The sequence below is a fragment of the Ignavibacteriota bacterium genome (assembly GCA_016708125.1).
Taxonomy (GTDB): domain Bacteria; phylum Bacteroidota; class Ignavibacteria; order Ignavibacteriales; family Melioribacteraceae.
The window spans coordinates 1,988,864-2,004,344 of record JADJGF010000001.1 but is presented as its reverse complement, the minus strand read 5'-3'; the positions used below and the strand labels follow the sequence as shown (position 1 = coordinate 2,004,344).

General features: G+C 28.4%; 10 protein-coding genes. 6 read left to right on the top strand and 4 right to left on the bottom strand.

What is annotated here, in order from left to right:
- Window positions 1-10 precede the first annotated feature (10 nt).
- The 4 genes from IPH62_08910 to IPH62_08895 are packed head-to-tail and all read left to right on the top strand — an operon-like array spanning window position 11 to window position 9,764.
- Window positions 11-2,374 (top strand): hypothetical protein, encoded by a 2,364-nt coding sequence (locus IPH62_08910; GenBank protein MBK7105390.1) that lies wholly within the window; start codon window positions 11-13, stop codon window positions 2,372-2,374.
- Between the two features lie 13 nt (window positions 2,375-2,387).
- A complete protein-coding gene (locus IPH62_08905; GenBank protein MBK7105389.1) occupies window positions 2,388-7,052 on the top strand; it encodes a lamin tail domain-containing protein in 4,665 nt (1,554 codons plus the stop codon).
- 7 nt (window positions 7,053-7,059) lie between these two features.
- Window positions 7,060-9,102: a T9SS type A sorting domain-containing protein gene (locus tag IPH62_08900; protein MBK7105388.1), complete on the top strand. Its 2,043-nt coding sequence runs from the start codon at window positions 7,060-7,062 to the stop codon at window positions 9,100-9,102.
- Between the two features lie 23 nt (window positions 9,103-9,125).
- Window positions 9,126-9,764, top strand: a complete 639-nt coding sequence (locus IPH62_08895; GenBank protein MBK7105387.1) for a hypothetical protein — start codon at window positions 9,126-9,128, stop codon at window positions 9,762-9,764.
- A gap of 163 nt (window positions 9,765-9,927) precedes the next feature.
- On the opposite strand, the gene IPH62_08890 is transcribed toward IPH62_08895, so the two are convergent.
- Window positions 9,928-11,112: a class I SAM-dependent methyltransferase gene (locus tag IPH62_08890; protein MBK7105386.1), complete on the bottom strand. Its 1,185-nt coding sequence runs from the start codon at window positions 11,110-11,112 to the stop codon at window positions 9,928-9,930.
- Between the two features lie 354 nt (window positions 11,113-11,466).
- On the opposite strand from IPH62_08890, the gene IPH62_08885 reads away from it, so the two are divergent.
- Window positions 11,467-11,865 carry a response regulator gene (locus tag IPH62_08885; protein ID MBK7105385.1) on the top strand — a complete coding sequence of 133 codons (399 nt, stop codon included), beginning with the start codon at window positions 11,467-11,469 and terminating at the stop codon, window positions 11,863-11,865.
- 71 nt (window positions 11,866-11,936) lie between these two features.
- Window positions 11,937-12,833: a hypothetical protein gene (locus IPH62_08880; GenBank protein ID MBK7105384.1), complete on the top strand. Its 897-nt coding sequence runs from the start codon at window positions 11,937-11,939 to the stop codon at window positions 12,831-12,833.
- A 213-nt stretch (window positions 12,834-13,046) separates the two neighbouring features.
- On the opposite strand, the gene IPH62_08875 is transcribed toward IPH62_08880, so the two are convergent.
- The 3 genes from IPH62_08875 to lpdA form a co-directional block, all read right to left on the bottom strand.
- A complete protein-coding gene (locus IPH62_08875) occupies window positions 13,047-13,424 on the bottom strand; it encodes a hypothetical protein (protein ID MBK7105383.1) in 378 nt (125 codons plus the stop codon).
- 146 nt (window positions 13,425-13,570) lie between these two features.
- The gene (locus IPH62_08870; GenBank protein MBK7105382.1) at window positions 13,571-13,783 is read right to left on the bottom strand and encodes a cold-shock protein; all 213 of its coding nucleotides are present in this window, start codon (window positions 13,781-13,783) and stop codon (window positions 13,571-13,573) included.
- A 231-nt stretch (window positions 13,784-14,014) separates the two neighbouring features.
- Window positions 14,015-15,433, bottom strand: a complete 1,419-nt coding sequence (gene lpdA / locus IPH62_08865; protein MBK7105381.1) for a dihydrolipoyl dehydrogenase — start codon at window positions 15,431-15,433, stop codon at window positions 14,015-14,017.
- Window positions 15,434-15,481: the final 48 nt, after the last annotated feature.

The window sequence follows — 15,481 nt, the reverse complement described above, 5'->3', positions numbered from 1 at the left end:
TAAAAATCATATGAAAAATATTAAGCTAACTTTTTTTGTAATATTTCTTACTACTTTGCAAATTTTTCCTCAATGGACAAAACTTAACGAAGGAATTAAAGGTAATTATCCCAACCATTTGGAATTTATTAATGATAATTTCGGTTATACATATCTTTATCCGGCAACAATTTTAAAAACTTTTGATGGAGGTAAAACTTGGTATTCAATAGAAATTGATTCAGATTTTGGTTTACAACAATTGAGTTTTCTGAATGAAAATACGGGCTGGATGGTTTGCTCAAATAATTCCGCAACAAAAATATTTATCAAAAAAACTGAAGACGGCGGAACAACTTGGCAAACTCAATTTGAAGCTCCTTACGAAAATTGGTACGGCTTAAACTCCTTACAAGTATTGGACGAAAACCATATTTATGGAACAAGTTACAACAAAATAATTTCTTCAACAGACGGCGGAAATATTTGGGATGAAATTACACCGCAAGGATTTGTCGGAGAATTCAGAAATATTAAATTTACTAATATTAATTCCGGATTCGTTAGTTTTTATAATTACTCAAATTATGAACCGGCATTATTATCTACAACGGATGGCGGAGATTCATGGAATATAAAATCATTTAACGAATTAAGTTATATAAATATCCTTCAATTTATTAGTGATTCAACCGGTTATTTTACTGCAGTTGATGATTCCTCGGATAATTTAATTTTCAAAACTACAGATGCCGGTAAAAATTGGGAACAAATTTTTAAATCGGATACAATCAGTTTTAACAATTTAAAATTTATAAATGAACAAATAATTTACGGTACAACTTGGCAAGTAAGAAATAGTGAAATCAGTTTTCTTAAAAGTTACGATGGCGGAAAAACTTGGGATTTTCAAAATCCTAAATTTCATTTTTCCGATAATGAATATAATTTTTCACAATTTAGTTTGACTGATATATTTCTAAATTCAAGCGGCGAAGGTGTAATTTTGGGAAGTCTTGGCAGCTACATTACAGTTTATACAAGTACCGATAACGGAAATAATTGGTACCTACAAAAATATTCTTGTCCCTTCACACAACTAAGTTTTACAGATTCTTTAAATGGTATTGCATTCGGCGGATATGAAGTAGGTGGTTTGCATGTTTTAGATTCTTACGGACAAGTTTTTTCCACAACTGACGGCGGTAAATCTTGGGAAATTATTTCTGAAACTCCAAACAGAATTATGAAAACAAATTTCATAAATGAAAATACTGCATATATTTTAACCAAAACCGGCGATTGGGGAATGATTACGAAAATTTTTAAAACAAATGATAGAGGTAAAAATCTTACTGAAATTATTTCTCTAGAAGAAGATTTTAAAGTGCAAAATATTGTGGCTTATGATTTTACTATGATTGATGAAAACAATGGCTGGATTGTAGGAAGTTACTATGATTCAATTTCTAGTGGATCAATAATTATTGAAACAAATGATGGCTGCAATTCTTGGGAAACGGTTTTTATTACCAAAAGTACAGATGTAATTTATAGAAGATTAACAGCAATTAGTTTTAACAATAATATTGGCTGGGCGGTTGGTGAAAGCGGACAGATTGTAAAATACACACCGGAATTGGGCTGGAAAGATATAAAAACAGATATTTCAATTCCTCTTGAAAAAATATTTTTTAAAGATGAACTTCAAGGATGGATAAACGGAGGATTTTATAATGGAGAAGATTTTGAATACTCATTATTTAAAACAAACGATGGCGGAAATTCATTGCAGAAAATTAATAATTTAACCTACAAAATTAATGATATGGTTTTCACTGATAATAGTGCGGGAATTTTTGTCGGCAATGATTCAGAAGATAATGGTGTAATTTTCAAAACATTTGATGGCGGAAATAATTGGGAATTAGTTTTAGATAATATAATCGGTTCACTTTATGATATTGAAATAAAAGATAATAATATTTGGATTTCGGGAAATTACGGTTTACTGTTAAAATCAAAAGATTCAATTTTAACTTCTGTTGAAGAAAAAAATACAGTTCCGCAAAATTTAATATTACATCAAAATTATCCTAATCCGTTTAACCCAACTACAAATATAGAATATTACATTCCGTCAAACCTTGCCTACCGGCAGGCAGGTGTGAAAAGCGAAATGTCAGATGTAGCCTCAGACTTTAGTCTGATTAAAGTATCATTAAAGATCTTTGATATTTTAGGCAGAGAAATTAAAACATTACTCAATGAAAATCAAAAACCGGGAAATTATAAAATTCAATTTGATGGATCTAATCTTTCAAGCGGAGTTTATTATTACCAATTAAAATATGGTTCATTTGTTCAAACAAAAAAAATGTTATTGCTAAAGTGAAAGAAATAATTTGATGAAAATTATATTAAAATACTTTCTGATTTGTCTATTTGTATTTACAAATAATTATTTTGCTCAGCAAAATCCAAAAATATTTATTAACGAATTTCTGGCATCAAATGTTTCTGTTGATGCTGATATTGTTGACTTTGACGACTATTCAGATTGGATTGAAATTTATAATGATGAAATTTTTGATGTTGATATTTCCGGATTTTATTTAACCGATAATTTTAACAATCCAACAAAATGGATAATTCCTTCCGGAACAATTATTAGTGCAAAAAGTTATTTACGTTTTTGGGCAGATGGATTTGATAATTTTCCCGGACAAACGAACAAAAGAGATTATTATCCTTACGATTATTTTACAACAAAATATTATCATGTAAATTTTAGTTTAAATAGATCGAATGAAGAAATTGGAATTTTTAATCAAGATACAATTCTTGTAGATTCGGTTTCCTATAATTTGCAATTGCAAGATGTATCAATGGGAAGAAAACCGGATGGATCATCAAATTGGTTTTATTTTGGTGAACCAACTCCAAATTCATCAAATATTACCGAGGAAATTTTAAATACAAATTTTTCGGAAGAACCAACAGTTTCGTTAGAAAGTGGGATTTATAATTCGACACAAAATGTTACAATTAATTCAACAAATATTAATCCAATAATTAAATTTACTTTGGATGGTTCAAATCCAACAAGTAATTCTGAAACTTATACAAGCTCAATTTTAATTGATAAAAATTCAGTTTTGAAAGTAAGAGTTTTCGAAGCTAATAAACTTCCAAGTAAAATAATTACCAAATCATATTTCATAAATGAAAATTTTTCTATTCCGGTAATTTCATTATCAACACATCCAAATATTTTATTTGATAATTCATTTGGAATTTATTCTAATAATTTCAAAGAGCGAGAAATTCCTATAAGTATTGATTTAATTGAGCCAGACGGTAGTTTAGGATTAAGTTTAAACGCCGGATTAAAATTAACCGGACAAGCTTCATTATTCTATCCGCAAAAATCATTTACAATTTCTGCTGATAACAGATTCGGTTTTGATGAAATTGATTACAAATTTTTTAGTGAAAGAAATTACACAATTTTTAATTCCATTTATTTAAGAAATGCTGGTGTGCCGGATAATCGTTCAACATTTTTTAGAGATGCACTTCAGCACAGTTTAGTGATAAATAAAATTGATATTGACTGCCAAGCTTACCAACCTTCGCTGGTTTTTATTAACGGAAACTATTGGGGAATTTATAATATCAGAGAAAAAATTGATAATAATTATTTATTTGCACTTCACAATGTAAACCCGGATAATATTGATTTGCTTGAGTATAACGGTAATTCAATTCCCGAAGTTATGGAAGGCGATGCAGATAATTATAATTCATTTTATTCATTTATTGAAAATAACGATTTAACAATTGAGCAAAATTATAACACTGTTACGAACTGGATGGATATTGATGAATATATAAATTATCAAATAAGCGAAATATTTTTTGATAATGTTTTTTGGCCCGAACAAAATATGAGAATGTGGCGTGAGAAAAAAGACGGCGCTAAATGGCGATGGATATTGCACGATCTTGATTTTGGCTTTGGAATGCCGAATCAGCGTTCAATCGGTTATGCTAATAATTCTTTAAAATTAGCAACTTCAACAAAAATTAATAATGAATTCACTCCTCCGATGTGGTCAACTTTAATTTTTAGAAAACTTCTTACAAATAATGATTTTAAAACAATATTCATTCAAAGATTTTCAAGTTATTTAAATTCAATATTTCACCAAGATACAATTCTTTCAAATATTGATAAGCTCAGAAATGCAATTGCTCCAGAAATGCCAAAGCATATTAGTCGATGGCGAAACGGCGAATACTATTACGGAAATCCAATTCAAAGTTTATCTGAATGGCAAAGTAATATAAATGTAATGAAAGAATTTGGAGAGAATCGTCAATTCCATCAGCGCCAGCAAATAATTGATTTTTTTAATTTATCGGGTTTGTCAATTGTTACAATCAATTTTGAAAATGAAAACTTAGGAAATGTCTTAATTAATTCTGTTGAAACAGTTTACAAAAGTTCAACAAATATTTATTTCAAAGATATTCCGATTGAATTAAAAGCAATTTCAAATGTTGGATATAAATTTGTAAAATGGATTGGAGTTTCACAAGAAGTTGAAAATCAAAATCCTCTAATTTTTACATTGATTGAAGAGTCGCTAAATATTTCTGCACAATTTGAACCAATTTCAATTAACACAATTCCAAATGTAATTTCATCCAATACCACATTGAGTTTTACAAATTCTCCTTATTATGCTTTAGGAAATATTAAAGTAGATTCAAATGTTACACTCACAATAGAAAGTGGTGTAGAGATTTTAATGCCGGAAAATTCCAAAATTTTGCTAAATGGTTGTTTAATAATTAACGGAACTGAAGAAAACCCAGTTATTATAAAAACTAACGAATCTTCAAATAATTGGGGTTCTTTGTGTATTGTTAATTCAACCGATTCATCAATTATTAAGAATCTTAAAATTATTGGAGCAACAAAAGGATTTGATAATTCAAGAGATAGAGCTGCAATTTCCACATTTAATTCAAATGTTTATTTAGAAGGAATAACTGTTGAAAATGTTCAAGCTCCAATTTTTTCTCAATACGGTAATATTACAATAAAAAATTCTAAACTCTATACTGAATATTCGGGAGATTTAATAAATATCAAAAAAGCAAATTTTGCGCTTGTTGATAATTGTGAACTTATCGGGAATTATCAATTTGATTCTGATGGAATTGATTATGATGAAATAAATTCCGGAATAATTAGAAATAATAAAATTTATAATATTTACGGCTTCAACAGCGATGCAATTGATTTGGGCGAAGGTGCAAAAAATATTTTAATTGAGAGCAATATAATTTTTAATGTAAATGATAAGGGTGTATCAATCGGAAACGGCTCATCCGGCATTATTAAACGAAATGTAATTGCAAATTGCGGAATGGGAATTGGAATAAAAGATCATAATTCATACGGATATATTATAAATAATACATTTTACGGAAATCAGTATGCAGTTGCATGTTTCGAAAAAAATATTGGTGAAGGCGGAGGAAATGCTGATATTATTAGTTGCATTCTTGCTAATAGCAAAACTTCAGCAATTTTAGTTGATGAATTATCCAACATAAATATTTCTTATTCTCTTTCAAATACGGAAGAATTAACCGGAATAAATAATTTAAGCGCTGAACCAAAATTTATTAATAATTTATTTTTATCAATAAATTCTCCGGCAATAAATTCGGGTGATCCAAATTCACCTTATGATATTGACGGAAGCATTTCAGATATTGGCGCATATCCTTTTGATCAATTTAAACAAACAAATTTAATTATAAATGAAATTCATTACAACCCGGCAAATGGAGAAGATTTTAAATTTGTGGAAATTTATAACAGAGGAAAATCTTCTGTAAATTTAAATAACTTTAAATTTTCCGGAGATATAAATTTCACTTTTGAAAATGCAACTATTGCTTCTGGTGAATATTTAATAGTTGCAAAAAATAAAAATGTATATGAAGGAAATAATTATAAAGTTTTTCAATGGCAAAATGGAAATTTGAAAAATTTTCTTGGCAATATTTTATTTTTAGATAACAACAATAACATTATTGATTTTGTAAATTATGACAATAAATATTGGTGGCCAAAAGAACCAAATGGGAACGGACCTTCACTCGAACTGCAAAATATTTCTTTGGAAAATATGGTTTCGCAAAATTGGCGAAGTAGTTTCACAAATGGCGGAACTCCAGGAAAGACGAATAATTCAAATCAGTTAGGTAATATTTTTATTAACGAATTTTTAACAAGCAATGATAATTTAAATAAAGATGAATTCAATGAATTTGACGATTGGATTGAAATTTTTAACAATAATGATTTCCCAATAAATATTGGCGGAATGTATATTACTGATAATTTTAACAATCCATTCAAATACCAAATTCCATTTACTTCTTCTGAGTTAACAACAATTCCGGCAAAAAAACATATTATATTTTGGGCTGATGAACAAACTGAACAAGGAATTTTTCATTTAAATTTTAAACTTGATAAAGACGGAGAAGAAATTGCTTTAATTCAAGTAATTGATAATGATACTATGTTTATTGATTCGCTGACTTATTCAGAACAGACAAACAATATTTCTTACGGAAGATTTCCGGATGGAACAAATAATTGGCAGTTTATTAATAATCCAACTCCGGCGGATAGCAATAAAATTATTACTAATATTAATGATGAAATTAATTTGCCGACTGAATTTTCATTATCCCAAAATTATCCAAATCCGTTTAACCCAACTACAACAATAGAATATAGTATTCCGTCAAAGGTGAAAAGTGAAACGTCAAATGTAGCCTCAGACTTTAGTCTGAGTGCAATTTCATTAAAAATTTACGACATCTTAGGGCGAGAAGTTGCAACTTTAGTTAATCAAAAACAAAAACCGGGAAATTACAAAATAGAATTTAATGCAAGCCAATTATCAAGCGGAATTTATTTGTTTCAATTAAAATCCGGAACTTTTATTAAAACAAAGAAAATGATTTTATTAAAGTGAGAAAGGAATGAAAAAACTTATACTGAACTTCATTTTAATTTTTACAGTAAATTGTTTTTCACAAGTTGATACAACATTTTTTGGATTAAGAGGTTATGAAGATCTAAATGGAAATACACAATTATTTTATAGAATGAAAAGTAATTATTCTTACCAAAGATCAGACGAATTTTGGGCTGGAGAAAATAGACAAGATATTTTTCATTTTGATGTCAAGAAAAATTTAGACTCTTTATTCTTAATGGATGGCGGTGACTATTATGAACCATTCCCATCAACTGGTCATGTTGTTAGTGATTTTGAATTTATTGATAGTACCTTAACAAATTTTTATCAAGCTGGTGATGCAATTACAAGTTTTGAACCTGGGCCAATTGTAATTTATAATAGAAATTATGATTCACCTTTTCAGGTTCAATCATTTCATGGTGTTACTCATAATTTAGAAATAGCAAATTTTGATTCAAGTTATAAAGTTTATGTTTATGCAGACAATTCTCCCAAAGGCATATTTTCGCAAATTTCTGATGATTATTTTGAATTAGTTGAATCAACAGAAAATTTCAAATTAGTTTCCATTAGTAAGAAAAATCCAAATCTTTGGTTTGTTGAGGACCAAAAAGGTTTTTTATATAAATCAATTGATACAGGAAAAACTTTTTATTTAGCGGATTCAGTTTATAATGCAAATGAACTTTATCAACAAGATTATATTAACTACTCTTTTATAAATGACCTCGATAATATTCACATTTATAGAATTATTATAAATGACAATAAATATAAACTAGTTGTTTCAAATAATTTGGGAGAGTTGGGAAGTTGGAATGAAGTTTTTGAATCAACAAATGAAATTTCTATTACTTGTGATAATTCTTTAAGCGGAGCAATTTACATTGCTGCTGACAAACAGATTTATATATCTTCGGATTATGGTAATACATTTTCAAAATTCAAAGAATTAAAAGCTACAATTTCCGGTATTTATAAAAGACCTAATTCTGATTTACTCTATATAACAACTCCTTACAAACTTTTAGAATTAAATTCTGATTCTGTAAGAATAATGAAACAATTAACTGATTATAATAGTTTGAATTTCTATCCGCTTCAAATTGGGGATAAATGGTATTATGAAATAATCTACAACCCAGTTTGGGAAACTGGTGGACAGCATTTATACTATCTTACAAAAGAAGTAAAAAGCGATACAACTTTAAATAATGGTAAAAAATATTTTACTATTAAAGAAACAAGAAGTGATTCTAGTAAAGTTAAAATTTACTATGAGAGAATTGATTCAATAAATGGAAAAGTTTATAAACTTGATGATGAAATAAATAATTCTGAAGAATTTTTAATTACTAATTTATATTCAAATGTAGGCGATACATTTCAGACTTTTATTAAAATTAATAATTTTTATGAAATGGAAGATGTATCTTTTTCTGAAGAAAAGTTTCAAAGTATATTCGAAAATAATTCTATACAAGAAATAACTAAAAATTATTTGATTTCTTCAGATGGTCCTTTTAATTTTTTTGAATATTCTTATGCAAAAAATTTTGGAAAAACTTATCAGCATAAGGGACATTTTGAGTCATATGATGAATACCAGAATTTAATTGCCGCATTTATAAATGGCAAAAAATTTGGCGATACAACTTTAGTAGGTGTAAAAGAGAATTTAACAAATCTTCCAACAGAATTTTATCTTTCACAAAATTATCCAAATCCGTTTAACCCAACTACAACAATAGAATATTCTGTTCCAGAACCTTCTGTCATCTCGAATCCCCAAAGGGGTGAGAGATCTCAAAATTCTAATAGTATAGAGATTTTTCCCGTTGGTCGAAATAACAATAATAATATATCATTAAAAGTATTTGATATTTTAGGAAGAGAAGTTGCAACTTTAGTAAATCAAAAACAAAAACCCGGAAATTACAAAATTGAATTTGATGCAAGCCCATTATCGAGTGGAATTTATTTATATCAATTAAAATCCGGAGCTTTTATTCAAACAAAGAAAATGATAGTTTTAAAATAATTATAAACTATTATTCGTATTAAATGAAAAATAATTCCTCTCTTTTAAATTCTTTAAAATCTGAACAAAGAAAGATTTTCTTAAAATTAAATTCAATTGAAAAAATTCAATTATTTCTAGATTCAATTGAGTACAGCTCAGATCCTATTTACAGATGTCCCTTGAGAGTTTTTAATGAAAAAGTCGGGCATTGTTTTGATGGAGCTGTTTTCGCCGCATCAGCATTGAGTCAAATTGGATTTCAACCAATAATTTTAGATATGCTGCCAAACAAAAGAGATGATGATCACATTCTTGCTTTATTTAAAATTGATAATCATTGGGGAGCAATTGCAAAATCAAATTTTGTTGGATTAAGATTTCGTGAACCAATTTATAAAACTTTGCGGGAATTAGTTCTTTCATATTTTGAACAATATTATAATACTACAAAAGAAAAAACTTTGCGCGGTTATACAGTTCCATTAAATTTGAAAATTTTTGATAAATATAATTGGCAGACTGATAATAACACAATGGAATTGATTGCACAAAAGTTAGATAAAATCCGCAAGTTTAAATTGATGACAACAAAAATGGAAAAACGGTTATTACAAGTTGATGAAAGGACTTATTCTGCCGGATTAATTGGAGTAAATGAAGCAGGTTTATTTAAACCGTAAAATTTAGTGAACCTCTAAAAACTCCAAATCGCAGAAAACAAATTTAAAATAATCTCCAATAACCAAAATTTAATTCTGAAATTTTATTTTTTTGAATTTGGTATTTTTTTGTTATTTCGTACTTGTTGTTTGAGATTTTTGAAATATTTTTTATATGTTGTATTTATTCAACATAACAAATTAATCCTTTCAAATATAATCCTTCCGGAAAATTTGAAGCAACGGGATGATCAAAAGATTGAGTAAGCCATTTAATAATTTTCACATTTTTTCCAGCATCAATTGCTGCATCCGAAACAATTTTTTGAAACAATTCTCTATCCATTAATCCCGAACAAGAAAACGTAAAAAGAATTCCACCTTTATTTAAGATTTTAAACGCAAGCATATTTATATCTTTATATCCTCTGCTCGCCTTATTAATATTTGCTTTGGACTCAATAAATTTAGGCGGATCAAGAATTATCAAATCAAATAAATTATTTTCATCACGATATTTTCTCAATATTTTGAAAACATCGCCTTCTACATTTATATTTTTTCCCTTAGGAAAATTATTTAACTCAACATTCTTCAACGACAATTTCAAAGCATCAGATGACGAATCAATATTTGTAACTGAATTTACACCGGATTTTAATGCATAAAGACTAAATCCTCCGGAATATGAAAAACAATTCAGTACATTTTTTTCTTTGGCAAATTCTGAAATTAATTTTCTATTATCTCTTTGATCTAAATAGAAACCGGTTTTATGTCCTTTTTTTACATCGACAAAAAATTTAATCCCGTTCTCAATAATTTCAATAAAATCGGGCAGTTCTTCACCAAATAAATTTCCAATTTTAGGTTCAAGTCCCTCTTTTTTACGCACATCAACATCTGATCTTTCATAAATTCCTTTTGATGGAATTACATTTTTTACCGCTTCAATAATTTGACTTTTCCAAAATTCCGCTCCGGCAGATAAAAATTGGCAAACTAAAAATTCATTATACTTATCAAAGATTAAACCGGGAATTCCATCAGATTCTGAATTTAATATTCTAAACGAATTACTATTTTTTTCAATTATGGATTTTCTTAAATCGATTGCTGATTTTATTCTCTTTTCAAAAAAAGTTATATCAATATTTTCGGATTCATCAAAAGTCCAAATTCTAACTCTAATTTGCGATTGAATTGAAAAAGCTCCTCTTCCCAACCAAATATTTTTTGATGAAAAAACTTCAACAGTTTCACCATTTTGCGGATTTCCCAAAACTTTTTCAATCGCTCCGGAAAAAACCCAAGGATGTTTTCTCAATAATGATTTTTCACGTGCCGGTTTTAAAATTACTTTTATCATTATAATGTGATGAATTTTTTATTTGCAAAATAGCTAATTGATTAGTAAATAAAATAATAATCGTAATTCTTAAAAACATTAAAAATTTTATTCGTAAATTTTTAATTCAAATAATCAGATATTACGACAAAATATTCTTAATTATTTTTTTAATTGAACGAAATTTAATATTTTTGATTAGCAATCTTGCAAATTCGGCTTAATTCAATATTTGCAGTTTCAGTTCTTTAAAATTTCTTTAAATTATTTTTTTTTATTCGATAGTAATAAGTGAAAAACTTTTTTGACGAAAGAACTGTATAAAGTAAAAATTTACATTAATTTGTCGATAATAAAACAAAAAGCGGTAATAACATGAGTGATGAACTACAAAGCAAACCAAAATTATTAATTGTTGAAGACGATTATGAAAATCAGAAATTCCTTCAAATATTTCTGAAACGAAAATTTGATCTTGAAATCTGCGATTCTTCCGATACTTTTTACGAAAAATTAAATAATTCCAAATTTGATATTATCTTAATGGATATTTCGTTACGAGGTAAAAAAGATGGTTTGCAGTTAACACAAGAAATTAGACAAATGGATGAGTATAAAAATTTGCCAGTTGTCGGCTTATCGGCTCATGCATTTCAAAGAGATAAAGACAATGCGTACAATGCCGGAGTTGATATTTTTCTAACAAAGCCTGTTCAAAATGATGTGTTGATGGATACATTAATTAGAACTTTAGAAAAGAAATCCAGAAATTAGTTTATATTTTTTAATCATCAAATTTGTAATTTTCCCCAACGGTTTTTCAATTAAAACTTTGGGGATTTTTTATGTTTGATAAAGTTTTATCAAAATTTATTACAATAACTTTTCTTACCTCGCAAATAATTTTTCCGCAAGAAAATATAAATTTAAAATCTGCACAAGATAATTTCAACTTTGGAAGTTGGTTTTCCGGAACCAAAAATTTTATTGAAGTTTCTTATGGATTTGGTGAACTAAAACACAAAAATTTTGAATCGGAATTTAATCCTCTTTCTCTTTCTGAAATAAAACTTGGAAAAAGATATTTAAAACCCGCCGGAAATTATCGCATTTTAGAATTTGAAGATAATTTTCTGTTTTCTTCCTACTTAAATGATAATTCAAACAATACGCAGAATATAAAAATTAATTTTAAAATTTGGCGTTTTGGTCTTGGATTTAGAAAAGGTTATGGATATAGTTTTGGAAATAATTTTGCAATTTTGCCTTCTTATCAATTAGGATTTGTCTGGAACCAATCAAAATTTATTCATCCGCTTGAAAAAATTCGTACATTTGAGCAAATTCCTATTTGGCTAACAGAAAAGAAAATATTAGATAATTATGATAATGAAATAAAATTTGGAACAACAACTGTTGCGGGACTTGATATAAAAATAAGTTCAATGTTAAATATTGGCGTAAATTATGAAACACAAATTGTAATGCCAGCTTATTTGATCTGGAAGCATTTGGGAAGTTTTGGAATTGAATTATTGTCACAAACCGGAATTGACTTTTTAACGGAAGGAGTAATTATTAAAGCCGCACCAAGTATTACTCCAATTTTATATTTCTTGATGAAAAACGGATTATCATATTTTTTCTACACATTAAAACAAGAAAAAATGAATTGGCCATTTGATACAAAAGTTCCGTTAACAATGGAAGCATTAAAATTTGATGTGAAAATTACATTTTAATTTTTCAGAAATTTCTATTTTATAATTCCATGATTACTTTTTTCATTTTTCTTATCTCTTTTAGCAGCTTTTTTTTCTTTCATCGTCTTTGCCGCTTCTTTCTTTGAACCTTTTTTGGTATTCAATCCTTTACTCATATATTCTCCTAAAGTCATTTTGCTGAAAGTTATTAATTATTGAATTTTAAATTTGTATAAAATTATTCTCAAATTACTAATTATTCAAATTGAGCCAATCAATTGCTTCTGAATTATTACCATTATAGAAATATTTTATTATACACCAACTATCATTTCTATTTGTTGATGGTTTTACACTTGAATTTTTCTTTCGATCAATTAACACAATTGCAATTTGATCGGAATTTTTAAATCCAAATTGCTGTAATTCATCTTCTGCTGAATGAAGATTAAAAGTTAATCCTTGCAAAGTTGCATCGTTATGATCAAAAATAAATTTATTGCAATTATTTTTACGAGCTAACTTTACAGCTTCTTTACAATATTCTTCAACAATTTTAAAATTTAGTCGCCCCTTTGTTTTAATTCCAATGATTTTTTTTTCAGACAAAAAATCAATTGTATATTTCATAACAAAATCCTTATACCATTAAGTTGATATAATATATGAAGAATAGATTTGGTAAACTAATTAATAAATTGTTTGGAATATTTGAGAATGGAATGAAATTATAATTAAAATCCCAGAATCAATCTGGGATTTTAATTTCAAAAGTTTTATCTAATTACTTTTACGTCAGATGCTTGTAAGCCTTTTGCACCTTGAGTAATTGAAAATTCTACTTTATCATTTTCATTTAATGATTTGTAACCATCACCAATAATTGATTGAAAATGTACAAATACATCTTCGCCATTTTTTTGTGAAATAAATCCAAATCCTTTTGAACTGTTAAACCATTTAACAGATCCTTGTTTTCGCTCTGCCATGACAGATGCTCCTTTTTAAATAATTAATTGATTTTGTTTATGACAGGGCTCTAAAATTTTTACAGGGGAAGTTTATGAATTGAATCTACTTCTACATCTACAAATATCTGGAAAACCAGATTTACTTCTAAAGTTACTGCCGTACTGTGTAAAAATATAGTAAATATCTAAAGTAACCTAATTAATTTTTTAATTTTTGTTTTGACCTTTCACTTTTGACTTTTCATTTTTCTACTTTCTTTTCGGTCTGTACAAATGTGTAGCTTCACCAAAAAATATTTCCGCACTTTCCATCATAGTTTCAGATAAAGTTGGATGCGCGTGAATTGTAAGTGACAAATCCTTTGCGATTGCAGCCATTTCTATTGCTAAAGTTCCTTCCGCAATTAATTCACCTGCTCCTGGACCAACAATCCCAACTCCCAAAATTCTTGTAGTTTCCGGATCAATAATTAATTTTGTTAAACCATCACTTCTATCCATTGTTCTTGCTCTTCCGCTCGCCGCCCAAGGAAATCTTGTAACCTCTATTTTAATTCCTTTTTCTTTTGCTTCAGTTTCTGTTAATCCAGCCCAAGCAACTTCAGGATCAGTATAAACAACTCCGGGAATTGCAGCGGGTTCAAACGCAACTTTGTGCCCGGCAATTGCTTCAACTGCAACTTTTCCTTCAGCAGATGCTTTATGTGCAAGCATTGGTCCTTTTACAATATCACCAATTGCAAATATATTCGGATCATCTGTTTGCAATTTTTCATTAACTTGAACAAATCCACGTTCGTTAAGTTTTAATTTAGTATTCTCAATTCCTAAATTTTTTGTGACCGGCGTTCGACCAATAGAAATTAGGGCTTTATCAAATTCTAATTCTGTTTCTACTAAATTTTCATCGACTAAATTTACTTTTAAAACATTTCCAATATCTTCCAACTTTGCAACTTTTGTTTTTGTAAGAATTTTCTCAAATTTTGGTTCAATACTTTTTTGAAATACATTTACTAAATCTTTATCAGCTCCAGGCAACAATGATGGAAGTAATTCCACAACTGTTACTTTGCTTCCTAAACTTGCGTATACTGAGCCGAGTTCCATTCCAATGACACCGCCGCCAACAACTAATAATCTATTGGGAATTTCTTGTAGTTCAAGCGCATCTGTAGAATCCATAACTTTCGGAGAATCAATTGAAAGTCCCGGGATTTTTGCGGGAATTGATCCGGTTGCAAGTATTGCTTTTTCAAAAATTAATTCTTCTTTTCCGCCATCAACTTTTTCAATTGTTAAAGTTGTGGAATTTACAAAACTTGCTTTTCCTTGAATGTAATTTATTTTCCTCTGCTTAACTAATTGTCCCGTTCCGGATGTATTTTGCAAAACTACATCCTCTTTAAATTTGCGAAGTTTATCAATATCAATTTTGGGCTCTGAAAAATCAACACCCCATTTGTGTGCTTCTTTAGTTTCATTCAATAATTTTGCAACATGCAGATATGCTTTCGATGGAATACATCCAACAAACAAACATGTTCCGCCGGGATTTTTTCTCGGATCAATTAAAGTAACTTGCATTCCTAAATCTGCTGCGAGAAACGCAGCCGTGTATCCGCCGGGACCAGCGCCAATTACCGCAAGTTGTGTTTTTGTACTCATTAAAAATTCTCCAATATCAATAAATATTTCTCTTACTCTTAATCTGAA

Coding starts and splice junctions, on each gene's coding strand:
- IPH62_08905 (MBK7105389.1), top strand. CDS start 2,388: ATGAAAATTATATTAAAATACTTTCTGATTTGTCTATTTGTATTTACA.
- IPH62_08885 (MBK7105385.1), top strand. CDS start 11,467: ATGAGTGATGAACTACAAAGCAAACCAAAATTATTAATTGTTGAAGAC.
- lpdA (MBK7105381.1), bottom strand. CDS start 15,433: ATGAGTACAAAAACACAACTTGCGGTAATTGGCGCTGGTCCCGGCGGA.
- IPH62_08890 (MBK7105386.1), bottom strand. CDS start 11,112: ATGATAAAAGTAATTTTAAAACCGGCACGTGAAAAATCATTATTGAGA.
- IPH62_08910 (MBK7105390.1), top strand. CDS start 11: ATGAAAAATATTAAGCTAACTTTTTTTGTAATATTTCTTACTACTTTG.
- IPH62_08880 (MBK7105384.1), top strand. CDS start 11,937: ATGTTTGATAAAGTTTTATCAAAATTTATTACAATAACTTTTCTTACC.
- IPH62_08875 (MBK7105383.1), bottom strand. CDS start 13,424: ATGAAATATACAATTGATTTTTTGTCTGAAAAAAAAATCATTGGAATT.
- IPH62_08900 (MBK7105388.1), top strand. CDS start 7,060: ATGAAAAAACTTATACTGAACTTCATTTTAATTTTTACAGTAAATTGT.
- IPH62_08870 (MBK7105382.1), bottom strand. CDS start 13,783: ATGGCAGAGCGAAAACAAGGATCTGTTAAATGGTTTAACAGTTCAAAA.
- IPH62_08895 (MBK7105387.1), top strand. CDS start 9,126: ATGAAAAATAATTCCTCTCTTTTAAATTCTTTAAAATCTGAACAAAGA.